We start from the raw sequence: 19,898 nt of genomic DNA, 5'->3' as shown, positions 1-19,898 counted from the left end.
CTCGACTGGCGAGATAGTAGCGAAGGAAGAGCCCATGCACACCGAGGGACCGGAACTGGAGATCGTCCATCTGCTGCGCGCGGTGACCGTCGAGCTCGGGCTCCACAGCGCCCGGTTCGCGCAGGCCAACGACATGCACCCGACGGACGTACGGGCCCTGATCGCCCTCATGGACGCCTCGCGCGCGGGTGAGGAGATGACCGCAGGGCGGCTCGGTGCGGCGCTCGGGCTGAACTCCGCGGGGACCACGGCGCTGGTCGACCGGCTGGAGCGGGCCGGGCATGTGCGGCGGGTGCGCGGCGAGCGGGACCGGCGCAGGGTCGTGATCGAGGTGAGCGAGGAGGCCGTCCGGCTCGGCCAGTCCTTCTTCGGGCCGCTGATCGGGCGGACGGTGGAGCTGTTCCAGGGCTACGACGAGCGGGAGCGGGCCGCGATCAGGGGCTTTCTGACCGGGGTACGGGACGCGGCGGCGGCCGCCGGGCCGTCCTAACCCCATCGCATACGAGTCCTGCGCCCGCAGCCGTCACGCACCGCGCGGGCCCTCACAGCGTGAGCCGCGCCACAGCACCACCAGGTAACACGGGGTTCACATTCGAGCAATGACCGGGAAATCGCCTGTTGACAGGCTCGCGGGCGACAACGGCGGCGCCCCAGTGCCGCAGCGCCGCAGCACCCGCAAGTGCGCCTAGAGACCCACCCCGAAGGATGTGGCCCGTGAGCTTCAAGGCTGAGTACATCTGGATCGACGGCACCGAGCCGACGGCCAAGCTGCGTTCGAAGACCAAGATCCTTGGCGACGACGCAAAGGGTGCCGAGCTGCCGATCTGGGGCTTCGACGGGTCCTCCACCAACCAGGCCGAGGGCCACGCCTCGGACTGCGTGCTCAAGCCGGTCTTCTCCTGCCCGGACCCGATCCGCGGCGGCGACGACATCCTGGTCCTGTGCGAGGTCCTGAACATCGACATGACCCCGCACGCCACGAACACCCGTGCCGCGCTGATCGAGGTCGCCGAGAAGTTCGCCTCCCAGGAGCCGATCTTCGGCATCGAGCAGGAGTACACCTTCTTCAAGGACGGTTACCCGCTCGGCTTCCCCAAGGGCGGCTTCCCGGCCCCGCAGGGCGGCTACTACTGCGGCGTCGGCGCGGACGAGATCTTCGGCCGTGACGTTGTCGAGGCCCACCTGGACAACTGCCTGAAGGCGGGTCTGGGCCTCTCCGGCATCAACGCCGAGGTCATGCCCGGCCAGTGGGAGTTCCAGGTCGGCCCGCTGTCCCCGCTTGAGGTCTCCGACCAGATGTGGGTGGCCCGCTGGCTGCTCTACCGCACCGCCGAGGACTTCGGCATCTCCGCCACCCTCGACCCCAAGCCGGTCAAGGGCGACTGGAACGGCGCCGGCGCGCACACCAACTTCTCCACCAAGGCGATGCGCGAGGGCTACGACGCGATCATCACCGCGTGCGAGTCGCTCGGTGAGGGCTCCAAGCCGCTCGACCACGTCAAGAACTACGGCGCCGGCATCGACGACCGTCTGACCGGTCTGCACGAGACCGCCCCGTGGAACGAGTACTCCTACGGCGTCTCCAACCGCGGCGCCTCGGTCCGTATCCCGTGGCAGGTCGAGAAGGACGGCAAGGGTTACATCGAGGACCGCCGTCCGAACGCCAACGTCGACCCGTACGTGGTGACCCGCCTGATCGTCGACACCTGCTGCTCCGCCCTGGAGAAGGCCGGCCAGGTCTGATCCGCCCAGCGGCTCCAGCAAGGGGCGCCCGCCACTACGGCGGGCGCCCCTTCTGCGTGTCGTACGCGGCCCTGAACTCTGCTGATGGCAGAGCCCTGTTCCCGCCCGCCGCCGATACGGGCAGAGTCACCTCCATGAGACTTCTGATATTGGGTGGTACGGAGTTCGTGGGGCGGGCCGTCGTCGAGGCGGCCCTCGGGCGCGAGTGGGAGGTGACCGTCTTCCACCGGGGGCGGCACGAAGCACCGGACGGGGTGCGGGTGTTGCACGGTGACCGCCTGGCCGAGGACGGGCTCGCGGCGCTGGCCGAGGGCGAGTGGGACGCCGTCGTCGACACCTGGTCCGGGGCGCCTCGCGCGGTGCGCGACTCGGCGCGGCTGCTGCGTGACCGGGTCGGGCACTACGTCTACGTGTCGAGCCGCTCGGTGTACGAGTGGGCCCCGCCCGCCGGATACGCCGAGGACGCCGCCGTGGTGACCGGGGCCTCGCCCGACGCCGAGCAGACCGCGTACGCGCAGGACAAGCGCGGCGGCGAACTGGCCGTCCTCGACGCCTTCGGCGCCGACCGCTCGGCGCTGGTGCGGGCGGGCCTGATCCTCGGGCCGTACGAGAACGTGGGCCGGCTGCCGTGGTGGCTGAACCGGATGGCGCGCGGCGGCGCGGTGCTGGCGCCCGGGCCCCGGGACCTGCCCCTCCAGTTCGTCGACGGCCGCGACCTCGCCGAGTGGATCCTCGGCGCCGCCGAACAGGGGCACAGCGGCCCGTACAACGTCACCGGAGCCTCCGGCCACGCCACCATGGGCACCCTGCTCGACGCCTGCGCCGCGGTCACGGGCGGCCGGGCCGAACTTCGTTGGACCGACCCGGAGGTGATCCTCGACGCCGGGATCGAGCCCTGGGTGCAGCTGCCGGTCTGGGTGCCGCCGGGCAGCGACATGCACGACGCCCTGCACAACTGCGACGTCTCCCGGGCCGTGGCGACGGGCCTGCGTTGCCGTCCGGTCGAGGAGACCGTCGCCGACACCTGGAACTGGCTCCAGGGCCTTGGCGGTTCGGCGCCTCAGCGCGACGACCGGACGGCGAAGGGACTGGACCCGGAGGTGGAGGCGAAGGTCCTGGCGTCGGCCGGGGGTGTACCTGGCACCACCCCCTGACCCGGGTGCGGGGCCCCGTGACCCGCTCCCCCGGCTCGTCCAGACTTGCCGCATGACGACAGAGACGAAGAGCGGCAGCAGGGCGCGGGGCATGGTGCTCGCGGGGGCGCGCGGACTGGGACTTGCGGTGATGCTGCTGCCGGGGGCGGTGCTCTGCTTCACGCTCACCCTGGTGTCGATCGCGCTGATCCCGATCGGGGTCGGGATCGTGACGACGCCGTATGTCCTCACGGGGGTGCGGGCGTTCGCGGACTGGCGGCGGATGCTCGCCGCCCAGTGGGCCGGGGTGCGGATCCCGTCGGCGTACCGGCCGATCCCGCAGGGCGCCAATCCCTGGACGCGCACCTTCGGGATGCTGCGCGACCCGGCGACCTGGCGGGATCTGCGGTGGCTGCCGGTGGACATGACGGCGGGGTTCTTCACCGCGCTGCTGCCCGGGGTGCTCGTGCTGTATCCGCTGGAGGGGTTCGCGCTGGCGCTGGGGCTGTGGCGGGCGTTCCCCGACGGGTACTGGTACGGGTTCGTGCCGATCACCGGGCAGGCCTCGGCGCTCGGCGCCGCAGTCCTGGCCGCCGGGTTCCTGCTGCTCGCGCACCTCTACAGCACCCGGCTGCTGCACGCCCACTTCACGCTCACCCGGGCCCTCCTCGCGCCCAGCCAGACCGAACTCGCCGAGCGCGTACGGGTGTTGACCGAGACCCGGCGCGATGCCGTCGACACCTCCGCCGCCGAACTGCGCCGCATCGAGCGGGACCTGCACGACGGCGCCCAGGCCCGGCTGGTCGCGATGGGCATGGACCTCAACACCATCGAGATGCTCCTCGACAAGGACCCCGAGCAGGCCAGGCAGCTGCTCGCGCAGGCCCGCAGGTCCTCCGTCGACGCGCTCGCCGAGCTGCGCGACCTGGTGCGCGGCATTCATCCGCCGGTCCTCGCCGAGCGCGGACTGGGGGACGCCGTCAGGGCGTTGGCGCTGCGGCTGCCGCTGGCCACCGAGGTGAACGTGGAACTGCCGGGCCGAGCGGACGCACCGGTGGAGTCGGCCGCGTACTTCGCCGTGAGCGAGGTCCTCACCAACGCGGTCAAGCACTCGGGCGCCGACCGGATCTGGGTCGACCTGCACCACCGTGACGGCATGCTGCGTGCGACGGTCACCGACAACGGCAAGGGCGGCGCGGCGATCGGAGCCGGCTCGGGGCTCGCCGGGGTCGAGCGCCGACTGGGTACATTCGACGGCGTCCTGGCCGTCAGCAGCCCCGCGGGCGGTCCCACCATGGTCACCATGGAGCTCCCTTGCGCGTTGTCCTAGCCGAAGACCTGTTCCTGCTGCGCGACGGCCTCGTCCGGCTCCTTCAGGCCTACGACTTCGAGATCGCCGCGGCGGTCGAGAGCGGCCCGGAACTGGAGCGGGCGCTGGCCGAACTGGCGCCGGACGTCGCCGTGGTCGACGTCCGGCTCCCGCCGACGCACACCGACGAGGGTTTGCAGTGCGCGCTGCGGGCCCGCCGGGACAGACCCGGCCTCCCGGTCCTGGTGCTCTCGCAGCACGTGGAGCAGCTGTACGCGCGCGAGCTGCTCGCCGACGGCGACGGCGGGGTGGGCTATCTGCTCAAGGACCGGGTGTTCGACGCCGAGCAGTTCGTGGACGCCGTACGGCGGGTGGCGGCCGGCGGCACGGCGATGGACCCGCAGGTGATCCAGCAGCTGCTGACCCGGCGGGCGGCGCAGGACCGGCAGCCGCTGGACCGGCTGACCCCGCGGGAGCGGGAGGTGCTGGAGCTGATGGCGCAGGGCCGGTCCAACGCGGCCATCGCCGGCCAGCTCGTCGTCACGGAACGGGCCATCGCCAAGCACACCTCCAACATCTTCGCCAAACTGGATCTGGAGGTCTCGGACGACGACAATCGGCGCGTCCTGGCGGTTCTGGCCTATCTGGACGAAGGGCGCTGAAATGGCAAGCCCCGCACGGCAGTTGCCGTGAAATTTCTGGGACTGCTGAACACCTGTGGGACTCCGTCCGTATGGAACGGAGCCGCTTCACTCCTGTCGGGCGCCTCGCTGCCCCGCAAGGAAGTCAGAGGAGTTCCATGGGACGCAACACACGAAAACGCCGTACGCCGCTGGCCACCAAGGCCATAGCCGCATCGGCGGCCCTAGCGCTCGGTGGGGGCGGGCTGATCTGGGCGAACTTCTACGCATCCGCGCACGAGTCAGGCACGGATCAGAACCGGACGAAGGCGACGGCGGGCCAGATCGCGACGATCCAGTGCCCGGACGTCGGCCAGCAGCTCACCGAGGTACCGGACGGCGCCCGTTCCGGTGTCGACACGGAGCTGGCGAACCTCGACAAGCAGATCACCGAGGCCTACGCCCGGCTCGCGTCCACGCGCCAGGCGCAGTCCGGTGACTCGGGATTCGTCCAGAACGCGATCCTCGGCCCGCTGAAGGACAAGCGGACCGCGACGATCGACCGGATCCGGATCAACATCCAGCGGGCCGGCGGCACCTTCGCCGACGCGCTGAAGCAGAGTGCCTCCTGCACCGGGGTCCCGGCCGAACAGCCGCAGACCAACGACGGCGAGGCCGATCAGGACGGCGACGGCCAGGACCAGAACCAGGATCAGGACCAGAACCAGGACGGCGACGGTCAGGACCAGGGTGACGGCCAGGACCAGGGCAACGGCCAGGGCGGAAACGGCCCGACCGCGGACGACTTCGTCGACATCACCCAGGTGCAGGCGAACGCCCAGAAGGGCGTCGGCGCCAACGGTCTCCCGGCGAACGGCAGGTCCGGTTCGAGGGGCACCTTCACCACGAGGTGCGGCACCAACTCGAACGACAACCACAACACGGACAACGTGATCGTGGCCCCGGGCGTCAGCAACGGCGCCCACCACCTGCACGACTACGTCGGCAACCAGAACAACGACGCCTTCGCGAGCGACCAGGACCTGGCGAGCGCCGACACCACCTGCCAGAACCAGGGCGACCGGTCGTCGTACTTCTGGCCGGTGCTGCGTCTGCAGGACGGCACGCAGGACTTCGACCAGAACGACGCCGGCGGCGGCACCGAGGGCAACGTGGGCAAGATCCTCGAACCCAAGGTGGCCCAGCTGAAGTTCGTCGGCAACAAGCGGGGTCCGGTCGTCGCGATGCCGACGGCTCTGCGCATCATCACCGGTGACGCCAAGGCGTTCGTCAACGGCAACGCCAATGCCAACGTGAACTGGAGCTGCACCGGCTTCGAGAACCAGGTGCAGCTGAAGGACAAGTACCCGATCTGCCCCGAGGGCAGTGACGTGGTCCGCACGACCAACTTCCAGAGCTGCTGGGACGGCCAGAACATCGACAGCGCCAACCACCGCACCCACGTGGCGTTCGTCCAGGCCGACGGCACCTGCGCCAACAACTTCAAGGCGATCCCGCAGCTCCAGGTCCGGCTGGTCTACGAGGTTCCCGCCCCGACCGTCGAGAACGGCCAGGTCGTGAACCCGTACGCGGTGGACACCTTCCCGGAGCAGCTGCACAAGCCGATCACCGACCACAACGACTTCATCAACTTCTTCTCCACGAGGCTGATGAACAAGATGGTCAACTGCATCAACACCAACCAGCGTTGCCAGTGAGCCCGTGAGAAAGCCGGCGGTGAGTGAATCTCACCGCCGGCTTTCGCATGCCCAAAGGCTCAGTGCCCCGAATGCTGACCCGAGTGCCGGCCCGAGTGGTCCGTGCCCTCCTCGATGTCCCCGCCGAGCGTCTCCCGCAGCGCCGTCAGCGTGCTGGTCTCGTCCCCCACGGCAACCCACTTGCGGCCGACGAGGTAGTGACCGCCGTAGTCCTTGGCGCCGTTGATCCACTCGCGCTGGCCGCGGTCGGTGGCGAAGGTGGCGAGGATGAACTTGCCGTCGCTGTCCTTGCAGATGGCCTGGCGGATGTCGTCGGCGTCGATCTGGATGTCCGGCGTGCACTTCGCCTCGGCGGCCAGCTGCTCCAGGCTGCCGGTGGCGGTGTCCGGTACGGCGCTCTCGTCACCGCCGGATCCGCACCCCGCGAGCAGCAGCGCCGCGGCCACGGCGAGCATCGGTCGGGTGAGCTTCATCTGTTCCTCCTGCCAGGGGCCTCCCGGTGGATACGGCTCCCGCGCGCGGGGCATTCAAAATACCGGCGCCCCCGTGCACGCGCGTGCGAAGGTGAGCCCGTGGACCAAGACTGGGAAGACCGCGTGACCGCCGCCTGGGCGACCTTCGACAGCTACGCCGAGGAGGAGGGCGCCGACTTCCGCGCCGTGATCGACGCGCTCGTGGCGGAACTGCCGGACGACAGCCCGCTGGGCCCCTTCGAGCAGGCCTGCGCCTGGGACTCGACGGGCCATTCGGACCGGGCCGTGCCGCTGTACCGGGAGGCGCTGGCCCGCGGTCTCGACGGCTACAAGGGCCGGCGCGCGAAGATCCAGCTGTCCAGCTCGCTGCGGAACACCGGGCAGCCCGAGGAGGGCATCAAGCTGCTGACCCCTGAACTCGACGCCCCCTCCGACGAGTTGGACGACGCGGTACGGGCCTGTCTCGCGCTGTGTCTGTCCAGCCTCGGCCGGGACCGCGAGGGCCTCTCCCTGGTCCTCGGCGCGCTCGCGCCCCATCTGCCGCGCTATCAGCGGTCGATGGCGAACTACGCCCGGCTGCTGGTCGAGCCCGAGGGCTGAGTCACCCGGGTGGGGGTGACCAACCAACGGTTGGCTCGTTTGGCTGGACGTGCAGTCACAGGATGTCGCCCCGCGCCCCACACCCGCCTCCGCCGCCGACCCCGTCGTGGACGTCGAACAGGCCGAGGCCGCGCTCGTCGAGCACTACCCCCGGCTCGTCCGGCTCGCCTATCTGGTGCTGCCGCCGGGGCTCGGGCGCAATCGGCGCGTGCTGACTGCCCATGCCCTCACTCAGCGGGCGCTGCCCCGGGGGCGGACGTCCACACCGGTGATCCCGGCGCAGTCGACCGGGCGGGAGGGCGACCCGGGGTACGCCTTCGTCCGCCTGCGGGTGGTGCGTACGGCGCTGGAGGCGGGGCTGCCGCTGAAGCGGAAGGCGTGGCCCAAGCGGTCGCAGTTGCCGCCGCTGCTGCCCCAGGTGTGGGGGCTGAGGCTCTTCCCGCGTTCGGGCGGCGCCGACGAACTCGCCCTGGACCAGCGGCTGTCGGCGCTCACCGGTCCGGCGCGCGCGGCATATGTGCTGCGCGGCCTGGAGAAGCTGCCCGACGGTGACGTACGCCAGGTCCTGACGGCGGCCGGGGTGGCCGACGTGGACGCGGCGTTCCAGGAGGCGGACACCGTCGCCGCGCAGTACGCGCTGCTCGACTCCCCCGAGTTCGACCCCTGTTCGCTCCAGGCGCGGCCCACCGATCTGATGCGGCGCCGTCAGCACACCAAGGCCGCGCTCGTCGCGGGGGCGGCGCTGGTGGTGTGCGGGGCGCTGCTCGGGCTGCCCGGGGAGGGGTGGGGGCCGGACGGGGCGGCGGCGCCGTCGTACGCGCAGAACCCGGCGGCGCAGGCCGCGCTCGATCCGAGCCTGCTGACGAAGGTCGCCCCGGCCGCCTGGCAGGCCGCCTCGCGCACCGACTTCTCCGTCTGGCCCGCGCGCGGTGAACTCACCGGCGACCGCGCCCTGTTGCGCCGTGTGCTCGCCGTCTGGGCCCGCCCCGGCGAGACGGTCCGCGTCTCGGCCACCCCCGGCACCCCCTCCGGCGGCCCGTCCGGCCCGCCGCAACTCCTGTACGCGGGCGTCGTCGACAACGCGCGCGTGGTGATCCTCTACGACGGTCTGCGCATCGCCCGCTATGCCGAGCCGAAGGACGGCACGGCCGGTGCGGCGCTGGACTTCGCGCGGGTCGACGGCGCGACCGGGCCCGAGGCGACCGCGGTGGTGCTGGGCCGGTCCGACGGCAACGTCCGCTATCTGATGGCACCGTGGGTGAAGAAGGCCGCCGAGCGGGACCTGCTGAAGCCGGGGTCCGGTGCGATGCCCCTGACCGTGACCGACGGGGTGACCTCGCCGCTGGCCAGTCCGGCCGCCCAGCAGTCGAGCTGCACCTCGTGGAACGTCCTGCAGGTGACCGACGGTACGGGGACGCGGCTGCTGTCGGACCTCGGCGAGCTGGTCCCGGCCCGGCTGACCACCGGCCGGCCGGAGTCGGTCCGGGACGCGTCCGGCGCGCAGGAACTGCGCTCCTGGGCGCCGTACGCCTGCTCGCTCTCGGCCGTGCGCGGGCAGGGGGTGCGGTCGGTGAACGCCTGGGAGTTCGCGCGGCAGCCACTGCCGGACGCGAGCAGCTCGGCCGCGTGGGTGTGCACGCGCGCCGAGACCTGGCGCGGCGGCGGGACCCGGGTGCTGGCCCAGTTCCACACCCCGGGCGGGACGTACGGGGCGGTGGCGGCGAAGGCCGAGAACGTCCCGGCGTGCGGTCCGCGCGACCCGCATGTGCTGGCCGGAGTGCTGTGGAAGTCGGAGACGGGGTCCTGGTACCTGCTGGCGGCGGGCAGCAAGGACACGGCGTCGATCCGGACGACGGGCGGGGTGAAGGCCTCGGCCGAGGGCGCCCTGCTGGCGGCGCGGACGAAGCAGGGCGCGCAGGCCGAGCTGAAGGGAACCCTGGAGAACGGGCGGTCGCTCAGCGGGCTGCGCTAGGCGTCAACAAGTCCGTGCACGGGGGTTCACGCCGGACTTACCCGTCAGTACATTGACGCCATGTCTAACAAGCAGGCCCGGGTGCCCCAACCCGTCGAGGACGAGCGAATACCGCTCAAGGCGCGCAAGGTGTCCTTCTCGTGGGAGGACACCCCGTTGCACTGGGTGCCTGGTGATCCGTTCACCACGCACACCATCAACGTGCTGCATCTGCTGCTGCCCGCCGGTGAACGCTGGTTCGTGCATGTCTACAAGCAGGTCCTGCCGTACATCCGGGACGAGCGGCTGCGCGAGGACGTCATCGGGTTCATCGGGCAGGAGGCCATGCACTCCCAGGCCCATGACGAGGTGCTGCCGCACCTGAAGGAGCTCGGGCTCGATCCGACGCCGTACACCGCGCAGGTGGACTGGTTCTTCGAGAAGCTGCTCGGGGACAAGACGCTGCCTCCGGGCCGGGCGCGCCGGTGGTGGTTGATGGAGCGGGTCGCGCTCATCGCGGCGATCGAGCACTACACGGCGTTCCTGGGCGACTGGGTGCTCAACGCCGAGGAGCTGGACCGGCGTGGCGCCGACCCGACCATGCTGGACCTGCTGCGCTGGCACGGCGCCGAGGAGGTCGAGCACCGGTCCGTGGCCTTCGACCTGTTCATGCATGTCGACGGCAGCTACCGGCGGCGGGTGCGGACCTGGGCGAGCGCGTTCACGGCGCTGGTGTTCCTGTGGCAGCGCGGGATCCGCTTCTTCATGGCGAACGACCCGACACTGCTCGACGGCAAGGCAAGCTTCCGGGCGTTCCATGTGCGGGGCCGGCGCGGTGTGCTGCCGACGACCGGGGACATGGTCCGTTCCATCCCGCGCTATCTGAGCCGTGAGTACCACCCCTCCCAGGAGGGCTCCACCGAGCAGGCGGTCGCCTATCTGGCCTCCTCCCCTGCCGCAATCACCGCCCTCGCCGCGGAGAAGGGGGCCAAGTGATGGCCAGGTTGAGGACGGTCATGGTCGTCGCCGGGGCCGCGCTGCTCGTGCGGCGGACCATGCGGCGCCGGATCCAGGCCGCGCCGCTGTGGCCGCTGCCCACGCTGGACGAGCCGATCTCCGGGCGGCCCCGGTCGCGGGCGCTGCGGCTGCTGGTGACCGCGCACGAGCAGGTCGCCGACGGGGTCGTACGGCTGCGGCTTGAGGGGCACGGGCTGCCGCGCTGGGAACCCGGGGCGCATCTGGACCTGGTGCTGCCGTCGGGTCTTGTGCGGCAGTACTCGCTGTGCGGCGACCCGGAGGACACCTCGTCGTACACCGTCGCCACACGGCTGGTGGAGGACGGGCGGGGCGGCTCGCGCGAGGTGCACGAGCAGGTGCGGGAGGGCATGGAGCTGGAGGTGCGCGGGCCCCGGAACCGCTTCCCGCTCGTCCAGGCTCCCGCGTACGCCTTCGTCGCCGGCGGCATCGGCATCACGCCGGTCCTGTCGATGCTGCGGGCGCTGCCGGAGGGCACCGACTGGCGGCTGCTGTACGGCGGGCGGACGCGGGCCTCGATGCCGTTCCTTGAGGAGGTCGAGAAGCTCGACGCCGGGCAGGGCCGGGTGACGGTGGTCGCCCAGGACGAGGACGGACTGCCCGATCTGGACGCGCTGTTCGCGGACCTCCCCGAGGACGCCGCCGTCTACTGCTGCGGGCCGGAAGGGCTCATGGCGGCGGTGGAGGAACGGGCGCCGCAGGTCCATCTGGAGCGGTTCACGCCACGCGCCACGGCCCCGGGCGGCGCCTTCGAGGTCGAACTCCGGCGCAGCGGAAGGGTGTTGACGGTACCGGCCGACTCCAGCGTGCTGGCCGCCGTACGCAAAGAGCTGCCCGACACGCTGTACTCCTGTGAGCAGGGGTTCTGCGGGACCTGCCAACAGCGGGTGCTGGAGGGCGAGGTGGACCATCGGGACGAGCTGTTGACGGACGCGGAGCGTGACGACTCGATGCTGATCTGTGTGTCGCGGGCCCGCAGTGGGCGTCTGGTGTTGGACATGTGAACACCCTTGGTCGGTCCGGCCCGTTCGGGGGCCGGATCCGATCGGTAAGGTGTTCGCATGACTACCGGGGTACGCCGCAGAATGGGCGTCGAGGAGCGACGACAGCAGTTGATCGGCGTCGCTCTCGAACTCTTCAGCCGCCGCTCGCCCGACGAGGTCTCCATCGACGAGATAGCGTCGGCCGCCGGCATCTCCCGCCCGCTGGTCTATCACTACTTCCCCGGCAAACTCAGCCTGTACGAGGCCGCGTTGAAGCGCGCCTCGGACGATCTGGCGTCCCGGTTCGTGGAGCCGCACGAAGGGCCGCGGGGCGCGCGGCTGCTGCGGGTGATGCGCCGCTTCTTCGACTTCGTCGACGACCACGGCCCCGGTTTCTCGGCGCTGATGCGCGGCGGTCCGGCGGTCGGCTCCTCCACCACGAACGCACTCATCGACTCCGTACGGCAGGCCGCCTACGAGCAGATGCTGGCGCAGCTGGGGGTCGAGGACCCGCCCGCCCGCCTGGAACTGGTCATCCGCTCCTGGATCTCGCTCGCCGAGTCGACGGCGCTGATCTGGCTGGACGGCCGGCGCATCCCGCGCGAGGAGCTGGAGCTCCAGCTGGTGCACGACTTCGCCGCGCTGGCCGCCGTGAGCGCCGCCTACGACGAGGAGATGGCGGCGCTGCTGCGGCGCGTACTCAAGGACGAGCCGATCGACGGCCCGTTCAGCGACCTGGCGACCAGGCTGATCTCGCTGGCGTCCTAGATCACGGCCTTGGTGTAGGAGGCGTCGAGGTCGCGGATCTCGGCGGACAGGTGCAGGGTCAGGCCGTCCTGCGGTCCGACGTGCTTGCGCAGCAGGTCCACCACGGCCTCGGTGAGCCGTGCCTTGGTCTCGTCGCTGCGTCCGGCGAGCAGGGCGATGCTGACGTTGACGATCGCATGGCCCTCCTTCTCGGCGCCCACGGCCTCGTCCTCGGTGCGCAGGACCCGTGTCTTGCACGCGTCCGGCTTCGCCGCCGCCGTCTCGACGACCACCGGGTGCAGGGCAAGGGCGAACTCCTCCCAGTCGACGTGGTCGAGGTACGGGGAGCGTTCGACGGTGATCTGCGGCATGGGCACTCCTGTTCGGGACGAGGACAGGGGTCACCCTAGCCTCAGGGCCGACCTGGCTCATCCCCGTCTCAGGGCCAGCATCGCGATGTCGTCCTCCCGGTCGTGCCCGAAGCAGCCGAGGAGGGTGTCGCACAGGGCCTCCAGGCTCGGCGGGGCGTCGGCGGCGGCCGCACGCAGTTGCTCCATGGAGACGGCGAGGTCGATACCGCGGGTCTCGATGAGCCCGTCGGTGACCATGAGCAGGCGGTCGGTGGGCGCCAGGAGCACCTCGGTGGGCGCCGGCCGTTCCAGACCGAGGCCGAGCAGCGGGCCGCTCACCTTCACATACTCGGCGTCGCCCCCTTCGCGCACGATCAGCGGCGGTATGTGGCCGGCGTTGGCGATCCGGGTGTGCCCGGTGTCCGGGTCGACGAGGGCCAGGCAGACGGTCGCGGTGACGTCGGGGTGGTAGTGCTGGAGCACCCGGTCGAGCCGCTCGGCCAGCACTTCGGGGTCGCTGTCCTGCACGCAGTAGGCGCGCAGCGCGTGCCGGATCTCGACCATCACGGTGGCCGCGTCCAGCGAGTGCCCGACGACGTCCCCGACCGCGGTGAGCGCACCGCGGTCGGTGTGCAGGGCCGCGTAGAAGTCGCCGCCGATCTCGGTCTGCCGGGAGGCGGGCACATAGCGGGTGACCAGGTGGAGGCCGGGCAGCCGGGGCAGCTTCTGCGGCTGGGGCAGGAAGCTGTGCTGGAGGGTGAGCGCGATGTGCCGCTCCACCTGGTACATCAGCAGCGGTTCGGCGGCGAGGGCGGTGGCCTGGGCGAGCCGGGCGACGGGTTCGCCCGCCGCCGGGTCGAGCAGGGGGGTGCCGCGCACGGGTGTGGCGATGCACACCGGCGTCCGGCCCTCCTGGGTGAACGCCAGCACCAGCCGGGCGTCATCCGGCAGGCCGGGCCGGAAGAACCCGGCGGGCCACAGCGGCGCGGGCACGACCGTGCTGTGCACGCCGGTCCGGCCCTGCGCGATCCGGGTGATCAGCCGGGCCACCGCCTCGTGCGCGCTGGTGTCCGGCAGCGCGAGCCGGCTCCTGGAGGTGCCCACGCTCAGGTCGCCGTCCGGGCCGACGACGAAGACGGCGGCGGCGCCGCCGGTGAGCCGGGCCGTGCCCTCGACGGCCGCGTCGGCCAGCTCCTGCGGACAGCGGGCGGCCTGCACCGCGACGATCGCCTCGGAGAGCAGGCTCAGCCGGTGGGCGAGGGTCTCGGCGTCGGAGTGCCGGCGGGCCGCACGTACCGCCGCCCGCACGACGGCCTGGATCTCACGGGGTTCGGCGGGCACCGTCAGATAGGCGTCCCCGCCCGCGTCGAGACCCTGGCAGCGGTCCGCCGGGCCGAGCGCGGCGGCGGAGAAGTGGACGACGGGCAGCGCCGCGGTGGAGGGCCGGGCCCTGACCCTGCGGCACAGTTCGTAGCCGCTCATGTCCGGCAGCCCGACGTCCACGAGCGCCACATCGGGCAGGACGCCCCGGTGCAGCCGTGCGTCGAGTTCGACGAGGGCCTCGCCCCCGCTGCCGACCGGGACGACCCGGTGTCCGGCGCGGCGCAGCACGGCGCCCATGGCGTAACGGTTGGCCGCCACGTCGTCGACGACCATCACCGTCGTCGCATCCGTGTCCTGGTCGTAGCCGTCCATTCTCCGACAGCCCCTCGGGGCGGAAAGCAAAGGTGGAGCGGGCCCGGAACCGGGTCCGCTCCACCAAAGTAGTGCTGTATCAGGCGGTTCGGGAGAATACGGCGACAGTGCGCCCCGGAACGGCGAAGGTGCCCGATTCCCCCTCGTAGGACGAGGACTTGACGGTAGAGTCCGCGCCCGAGGCCTGGACCTCGTGCAGCCGGTAGTCCTGGCCGGCGAGCGCAGCGATCCGCTGCTCCTGCTGCTGCGGCGTCGCGTTGAAGACGACCACCAGGTCACCGAGCGCCATGGTGATCACGCCGGGCGTCTCGTCCGTCCCGGACAGCGGGAACGCGAGCCTGGACTGCACCTGGTCCGCCGTGTCGAGCGAGAAGACGCTCTCCGTCGTGCGGATCCGCAGCAGATCCCGGTACGCGGCCGAGGCCCCGTCGATCTGCTCGCAGCCCACCTTCACCGTGGCCAGCAGGGGCTTGGCGTACGGCCACTTGGACTGGTTGTCGGCGGCCATCGGCAGGCCGCGGCCGAAGCCGTTGCCGTCGGTGCAGTTCCAGTGGATGGCGTTGAACCAGTCGCCGCTGTCGTAGGAATTGCGGTCCAGGGACTTGGAGCGCAGCAGGTCGGTGCCGGCCTGGGAGAGCGCCGGGCCCTGCGAGAGGGTCGCGGTGGCCATGGCCAGCACCTGCATCCTGGCCCGGTCGTCCGCGCTGACGGAGTCGGCCAGCTTGAAGGCGAGCGCGTCGAACAGCGACTCGTTGTCGTGCGCGTCGGCGTAGGCGAGGGCGTCGCCGGGAGCGTCCGCGTAGCCGGCGGGTGCGCCGTTGTAGTCGACCTCGGCGCCCTTGACCTCCTTGCCGCTGGTGTCGGTGAAGCGGTAGCCGGCGAGATTGCCGGACAGGCCCACCTTGATCAGGTCCTGGTAGTGCAGCAGGCGGGCCTTCTGCTCGGCCGTGGTCCCGTTGTTCTTCGAGGAGTTGGGCTCGGTGTACAGCCCGGACGCGAAGCCCTGGATGCCGGGGTCCTCGTCGAAGGGGCCGCCGCCGCGCACCGCGTCACGGGCGCGGTCGGAGAAGGTGGCGATGCCGGTGCCGGCCATGTTCAGCTGCGTGGCCTGCTCGAAACGGGCGTCGTCGGCGACCTCGCCGAAGTTCCAGCCCTCGCCGTAGAGGATGATCTTCTTTCCGTCGACGCCGTCCTTCTCCGGGGTGAGCGCGTCGAGGGCCTTGCGGACGGCGAGGATGTTGGCCTTGGGGTGGTGGCCCATGAGGTCGAAGCGGAACCCGTCGACCTTGTACTCCTTGGCCCAGGTGACGACCGAGTCCACGACGAGCTTGCCCATCATGGCGTTCTCGGTGGCCGTGTTGGCGCAGCAGGTGCTGTTGGCGACGGAGCCGTCGGCGAGGAGCCGGTGGTAGTAGCCGGGCACGATCCGGTCCAGGACGGAGGTGTCCGCCTGGCCGCTGCTCGCGGTGTGGTTGTAGACGACGTCCATGACGACGCGCAGGCCGTCCTCGTTCAGCGCCTTGACCATCTCGCGGAACTCGACCGTGCGGGCGGTGCCGTCGGGGTCGGTGGCGTAGGAGCCCTCGGGGACCGTGTAGTGGTACGGGTCGTAGCCCCAGTTGTAGGCGTCCTTCGCGGCGATCTTCGCCACGCACTCCTGCTGCTTGTCGGAGTCGGCCGGGTAGGAGGCGAGGTCGCAGTCGGCGGTCGCCTGGTCGGACTTCTTCTCGGGGATGGTGGCGATGTCGAACGCGGGCAGCAGATGGACGTACGACGTGCCCGCCTCCGCCAGCTTGCGCAGGTGCTTGGAGCCGTCGCTGAGCTTGTCGGTGAAGGCGCGGTAGGTGCCCGGGTCCGAGGCCGTGTCGTCCTCGACCGAGAAGTCCCGGACGTGCAGCTCCTGGATCTGCGCGTCCTTCAGCGGGGCGGCCTTCGGCTTGGTGTACGTCGACCAGCCCGCCGGAGCGAGGGCCTTGTCGGCCAGGTCGACGACGAGGCTGCGCTCGGAGTTCGCGGTCAGGGCGACCGAGTACGGGTCGGTGACCTTGTTGGTGACGACCTTGCGGACGCTGGGCGCCCACACCTTCACGACGTACCGGTAGGGCTTGTTCTTCCAGGACCTCGGGCCGGTCACGGACCAGACTCCGGTGGCGGCGTCCCGCTTCATCTTCACGGTGGAGCCGTCCAGCTCCAGGGCGACGCTCTGCGCGGTCGGTGCCCAGACTGCCAGCGTCGGCCGGCCGTTGTCGAAGGTCGGGCCGAGGTCGGCCTTCGTCCCGTCGTACAGGTCGTCGAGCACGCCGCCGATCTGGACGCCGGTCGCGGCGAGGACCGCGCCGTTGACGGCCCGCTGGGAGGCGACGACCTGGCCGCGCAGGGCCTCGCGGACCCGGTCGCGGTCACGGGGGTCGACGGTCCAGGCGGTGTAGTTCTTCAGGTGCGGGAACTTCGCCTTCTGGGCGTCGGTGAGCTCGGTCTTCGACAGCCGCAGCCAGCGCTGGTCGTCGCCGGTCAGGGCGCCGTCCGTGACGGCGATCGAGCCGGTGCGCGAGTACAGCAGCTGGGTGGAGGCGGCCGCCTCGGAGCCGTTCCAGGCGACGGTGTTCCGGTCGATCCAGACCGCCTTGGAGGTGGTCAGGTCGAGGGCGGCCGCGCTGCCCGCGGGCTGCGGCAGCAGGTACTTCTCCTGCCCGTTCAACAGCCACACCTCGTGGCCGTTCGCCTTGAGGTCCAGCGACTGGTCGGACGGGAGGTCCTTGTCGTCGCCCTTGTGGATGATGTAGCTGAGGCTGGTGGCACCCTCGCTGAGCGGCACCTCGAAGACCGCGCCATAGGCATCAGTGTCCACCGGCTTCAGGGGGTTCGACCACTCGGTGGGGTTCGCGGCGCCCGTCCAGACGTGCAGGCCCCAGCCGTCGTAGTTGCCGTCGGCGCGGTGGTAGTGCAGGACGGCCTTGCTCTTGTCCTGGGCCGGGTACTCGGGCCGCTCGGTCTGTACGGCCTCCTTGCCCTGCTCGATCCAGATCTCGCCGGTCTTGGTGACATCGATCGTGCGGTCGGCGGAGACGTCCTTGGTGCCGTCCTTGTCGATGACGAGGAAGCCGATGTTCGAGGCGCCGGGCTTCAGCTTGACGTAGGCGAAGGCGCCGTAGGCGTCACGGCCGATGAACGGGTGGCTGTCCGGCCAGTTCGTCGACTCGCCGTCGGCGAGGTCGCCCCAGGCGTACAGGCCCCAGTTCGCGTAGTCGCCGTCGGTGCGCTTGTAGTGGACGACCGCGTAGTCCCGGGAGGAGGCGGTGGGCGTCTCCTCGGCGGGCGGGGTGCCGGTGGTGGACGCGGCCGTCGCCGAGGCGGTCCGCCCGGCGGAGTCGATCACGACCGCCTTGTAGCGCAGGGCGGTGCCGGGCTGGACGTCCTTGCCGATGGTGTGGGTGACCTTGTAGGGCGCGTGGTCGGCGGAGCCGAGGGTCCGCCACTTCCCGTTGCCGGTCTGGGCGGCAAAAACGACTCGGTTGAGCTGACCGCCGTCGACATCGGCGGAGATCTCCACCGTGCCGGTGGCTCCGGCGTCCGGGGCCTTCAGGGTGATCGTCGGCTTGGTGGCGGGGGCCGCGGGCCTGCCGGTGGCCTTGAGGACGATCGCGGAACCGGCCGGGACGCTGACGGTGATCTTCTTGTCGGCGTCGGAGGTCACGGCGGTGTCGGCACCGTGGATCCCCTTGAAGCCCATGCCCGCCGAACCGGTCGCGAACGTCGCCGACTTGGCCTCGCCGGCGTTGTTGAAGGCGACGACGTACTCGGTGCCGGTCCTCGCGTCGGTGCGGGAGAAGGCGTAGACGCCGGCGCCGTCGGCCGCGTAGCGCTCGGTCTGGATGCCGTCGGTGAGGGCCGGGTTGGCCTTGCGGAGCTTGGCGAGAGCACTGATCTGCTCGTAGAGCGGCGCACTCGTGTCGTAGGCGTCGCTCGCGTGGGTGCGGTCGGTGCCGATCTGGTCGTCGTCCAGGTAGTCGGCGGTCTTGGAGGCGAACAGTGTCTGGCGGGCGTCCTTGTCGCCGCCGGAGCCGGTGAAGCCCTGCTCGTCGCCGTAGTAGACGACCGGGTTGCCGCGGCTGAGGAACATCAGCTCGTTGGCGAGCTCCGCCTTCTTCAGCAGCTGGGCGTCGGTCGCGTCCTTGTCGTCCTGGTTCAGGAAGTACCCGATCCGGCCCATGTCGTGGTTGCCGAGGAAGGTGACCTGCTCGTACGCGTTGGCCGTGCCGGTCGTGTACTTGTAGTCGTCGGCGAAGACCCCCGCGAGCTGCTGTGCGCTGCCGCCCTGGGAGGCGTACTGGCGGGCCGCCTCCTGGAAGGGGAAGTCGAGCGTGGCGTCGAGGCGGCCCTGGGTGACGTACGGGGACGTGATGTCGGTGTCGGCGGAGTAGACCTCGCCGAACATGAAGAAGTCGTCCCGGCCCTGCTTGGCCGCGTAGGAGTCCAGCGCCGTGGCCCACTGGGTCCAGAACTCCATGTTGACGTGCTTCACGGTGTCGATGCGGAAGCCGTCGATGTCGAAGTCCCTGACCCACCGCTGGTAGATCTTCGCCATGCCGCTGACGACCTCGGGACGCTCGGTCCACAGGTCGTCGAGGCCGGAGAAGTCGCCATGCTCGGAGGACTCACCGGCGAAGGTGGAGTCGCCCCGGTTGTGGTACATCGTCGGGTCGTTGAGCCACGACGGCACCTTGTTGTTCTTGGTGACCTTCGGCGTGCGCGCGAAGGAGTCGCTGTCGACCTCGGGGAAGTCACCTGTTCCCGCATAGTCCGCGTCGTCGAACGGCTCGCCGTCCTCGGTCAGATACGGGAACGCGCCCTTGGAGAGGTAGTCGTACGACTTCTCTTCATAGTCGACGACGTCGGCGGTGTGGTTGGTGATGACGTCGAAGTAGACCTTCATGCCCTTGGCGTGCGCCTTGGAGATGAGGGTCTCCAGGTCCTGGTTCGTCCCGAAGTGCGGGTCGACCTGGGTGAAGTCGGTGATCCAGTAGCCGTGGTAGCCGGCCGAGGCGTTGGCCCCCGTGCCCTGCACGGGCTGGTTCTTGAAGATCGGCGCCATCCAGATGGCGGTGGTGCCGAGGCCCTTGATGTAGTCGAGCCTCTTCGTCAGGCCCTTGAGGTCGCCGCCCTGGTAGAAGCCCTTGTCGGTGGGGTCGTATCCGGTGGACAGCCGTGAACCGGTGAGACCGCCCTCGTCGTTGGACTTGTCCCCGTTGGCGAAGCGGTCCGGCAGGACGAAGTAGAACTGCTCACGGGTGGCGTCGTGGCGGGCGGGCTCGGCGGCGAGTTTCGCGTCCGAGGGCGGCGCGGGCGGTGCTTCCGCATGCGCGGCGAGCGGCTGGACGAGGGCTGCGGCGAGCGCGGCGACGGTGACGGCCGCGACCCGTCTGGCATGGGCGGTACGGCGCGTCGGGGGCGCCGGCCATCTCGGTATCAAGGCGTGAACTCCTTGCGATTACGGCTCAGGTGGGTCCGACCCCTGCGCCGCGGGACGGCTTCGTCACCGGG

15 protein-coding genes are annotated in these 19,898 nt (G+C 70.8%); 11 read left to right on the top strand and 4 right to left on the bottom strand.

What is annotated here, in order from left to right; genetic code table 11:
* Positions 1 to 34 precede the first annotated feature (34 nt).
* From AB0Q90_RS06965 to AB0Q90_RS06940, 6 genes are all read left to right on the top strand, one after another.
* A complete protein-coding gene (locus AB0Q90_RS06965; protein WP_363157969.1) occupies positions 35 to 490 on the top strand; it encodes a MarR family transcriptional regulator in 456 nt (151 codons plus the stop codon).
* A gap of 224 nt (positions 491 to 714) precedes the next feature.
* The gene (gene glnII, locus AB0Q90_RS06960) at positions 715 to 1,743 is read left to right on the top strand and encodes a glutamine synthetase (RefSeq protein ID WP_363157968.1); all 1,029 of its coding nucleotides are present in this window, start codon (positions 715 to 717) and stop codon (positions 1,741 to 1,743) included.
* A 134-nt stretch (positions 1,744 to 1,877) separates the two neighbouring features.
* A complete protein-coding gene (locus AB0Q90_RS06955) occupies positions 1,878 to 2,897 on the top strand; it encodes an NAD-dependent epimerase/dehydratase family protein (protein ID WP_363157967.1) in 1,020 nt (339 codons plus the stop codon).
* 52 nt (positions 2,898 to 2,949) lie between these two features.
* Entirely contained in the window at positions 2,950 to 4,206 is a 1,257-nt protein-coding gene (locus AB0Q90_RS06950; protein WP_363157966.1) for a sensor domain-containing protein, read from the top strand.
* The gene (locus AB0Q90_RS06945) at positions 4,191 to 4,847 is read left to right on the top strand and encodes a response regulator transcription factor (protein ID WP_363157965.1); all 657 of its coding nucleotides are present in this window, start codon (positions 4,191 to 4,193) and stop codon (positions 4,845 to 4,847) included. The genes AB0Q90_RS06950 and AB0Q90_RS06945 overlap by 16 nt, the downstream gene beginning before the upstream one ends.
* A 137-nt stretch (positions 4,848 to 4,984) precedes the next feature.
* Complete coding sequence (locus tag AB0Q90_RS06940; RefSeq protein ID WP_363157964.1) at positions 4,985 to 6,523, top strand: DUF1996 domain-containing protein; 1,539 nt, start codon at positions 4,985 to 4,987, stop codon at positions 6,521 to 6,523.
* A 59-nt stretch (positions 6,524 to 6,582) separates the two neighbouring features.
* On the opposite strand, the gene AB0Q90_RS06935 is transcribed toward AB0Q90_RS06940, so the two are convergent.
* Positions 6,583 to 6,996 carry a hypothetical protein gene (locus tag AB0Q90_RS06935; protein WP_363157963.1) on the bottom strand — a complete coding sequence of 138 codons (414 nt, stop codon included), beginning with the start codon at positions 6,994 to 6,996 and terminating at the stop codon, positions 6,583 to 6,585.
* A 99-nt stretch (positions 6,997 to 7,095) separates the two neighbouring features.
* Between AB0Q90_RS06935 and AB0Q90_RS06930 the strand changes: the two genes are divergently transcribed.
* The 5 genes from AB0Q90_RS06930 to AB0Q90_RS06910 are packed head-to-tail and all read left to right on the top strand — an operon-like array spanning position 7,096 to position 12,333.
* Positions 7,096 to 7,596, top strand: a complete 501-nt coding sequence (locus tag AB0Q90_RS06930; protein ID WP_363157962.1) for a tetratricopeptide repeat protein — start codon at positions 7,096 to 7,098, stop codon at positions 7,594 to 7,596.
* A 49-nt stretch (positions 7,597 to 7,645) separates the two neighbouring features.
* A complete protein-coding gene (locus tag AB0Q90_RS06925) occupies positions 7,646 to 9,568 on the top strand; it encodes a hypothetical protein (protein WP_363157961.1) in 1,923 nt (640 codons plus the stop codon).
* A gap of 60 nt (positions 9,569 to 9,628) precedes the next feature.
* The gene (locus tag AB0Q90_RS06920; protein WP_363157960.1) at positions 9,629 to 10,543 is read left to right on the top strand and encodes a metal-dependent hydrolase; all 915 of its coding nucleotides are present in this window, start codon (positions 9,629 to 9,631) and stop codon (positions 10,541 to 10,543) included.
* Positions 10,543 to 11,586 (top strand): PDR/VanB family oxidoreductase, encoded by a 1,044-nt coding sequence (locus AB0Q90_RS06915; RefSeq protein WP_363157959.1) that lies wholly within the window; start codon positions 10,543 to 10,545, stop codon positions 11,584 to 11,586. The genes AB0Q90_RS06920 and AB0Q90_RS06915 overlap by 1 nt, the downstream gene beginning before the upstream one ends.
* Positions 11,587 to 11,643: 57 nt before the next feature.
* Positions 11,644 to 12,333 carry a TetR/AcrR family transcriptional regulator gene (locus tag AB0Q90_RS06910; RefSeq protein ID WP_363157958.1) on the top strand — a complete coding sequence of 230 codons (690 nt, stop codon included), beginning with the start codon at positions 11,644 to 11,646 and terminating at the stop codon, positions 12,331 to 12,333.
* Here AB0Q90_RS06910 and AB0Q90_RS06905 read toward each other — a convergent pair.
* The 3 genes from AB0Q90_RS06905 to pulA all read right to left on the bottom strand — a co-directional run bounded on the left by AB0Q90_RS06905 (position 12,330) and on the right by pulA (position 19,827).
* Positions 12,330 to 12,683, bottom strand: coding sequence for an isomerase (locus tag AB0Q90_RS06905; protein WP_363157957.1), 354 nt, complete (start codon positions 12,681 to 12,683; stop codon positions 12,330 to 12,332). The two genes, AB0Q90_RS06910 and AB0Q90_RS06905, sit on opposite strands and share 4 nt — an antisense overlap.
* 57 nt (positions 12,684 to 12,740) lie before the next feature.
* On the bottom strand, positions 12,741 to 14,357 hold the full coding sequence (locus AB0Q90_RS06900; RefSeq protein ID WP_363157956.1) for a fused response regulator/phosphatase: 1,617 nt from the start codon (positions 14,355 to 14,357) through the stop codon (positions 12,741 to 12,743).
* A 79-nt stretch (positions 14,358 to 14,436) separates the two neighbouring features.
* Positions 14,437 to 19,827: a pullulanase-type alpha-1,6-glucosidase gene (gene pulA, locus AB0Q90_RS06895; protein ID WP_363157955.1), complete on the bottom strand. Its 5,391-nt coding sequence runs from the start codon at positions 19,825 to 19,827 to the stop codon at positions 14,437 to 14,439.
* Positions 19,828 to 19,898: the final 71 nt, after the last annotated feature.

Source organism: Streptomyces sp. NPDC079141 (assembly GCF_040686775.1).
In the GTDB taxonomy this organism is placed as follows: Bacteria; Actinomycetota; Actinomycetes; order Streptomycetales; family Streptomycetaceae; genus Streptomyces.
The sequence above is the reverse complement of the archived record's forward strand: the minus strand, read 5'-3'. Positions and strand labels throughout refer to the sequence as shown.

What these genes read in the sequence shown, in the direction of transcription:
- AB0Q90_RS06905 (WP_363157957.1), bottom strand. Translation starts at nt 12,683, where the DNA reads ATGCCGCAGATCACCGTCGAACGCTCCCCGTACCTCGACCACGTCGAC.
- AB0Q90_RS06915 (WP_363157959.1), top strand. Translation starts at nt 10,543, where the DNA reads ATGGCCAGGTTGAGGACGGTCATGGTCGTCGCCGGGGCCGCGCTGCTC.
- AB0Q90_RS06900 (WP_363157956.1), bottom strand. Translation starts at nt 14,357, where the DNA reads ATGGACGGCTACGACCAGGACACGGATGCGACGACGGTGATGGTCGTC.
- AB0Q90_RS06935 (WP_363157963.1), bottom strand. Translation starts at nt 6,996, where the DNA reads ATGAAGCTCACCCGACCGATGCTCGCCGTGGCCGCGGCGCTGCTGCTC.
- AB0Q90_RS06920 (WP_363157960.1), top strand. Translation starts at nt 9,629, where the DNA reads ATGTCTAACAAGCAGGCCCGGGTGCCCCAACCCGTCGAGGACGAGCGA.
- AB0Q90_RS06965 (WP_363157969.1), top strand. Translation starts at nt 35, where the DNA reads ATGCACACCGAGGGACCGGAACTGGAGATCGTCCATCTGCTGCGCGCG.
- AB0Q90_RS06955 (WP_363157967.1), top strand. Translation starts at nt 1,878, where the DNA reads ATGAGACTTCTGATATTGGGTGGTACGGAGTTCGTGGGGCGGGCCGTC.
- AB0Q90_RS06950 (WP_363157966.1), top strand. Translation starts at nt 2,950, where the DNA reads ATGACGACAGAGACGAAGAGCGGCAGCAGGGCGCGGGGCATGGTGCTC.
- AB0Q90_RS06940 (WP_363157964.1), top strand. Translation starts at nt 4,985, where the DNA reads ATGGGACGCAACACACGAAAACGCCGTACGCCGCTGGCCACCAAGGCC.
- AB0Q90_RS06910 (WP_363157958.1), top strand. Translation starts at nt 11,644, where the DNA reads ATGACTACCGGGGTACGCCGCAGAATGGGCGTCGAGGAGCGACGACAG.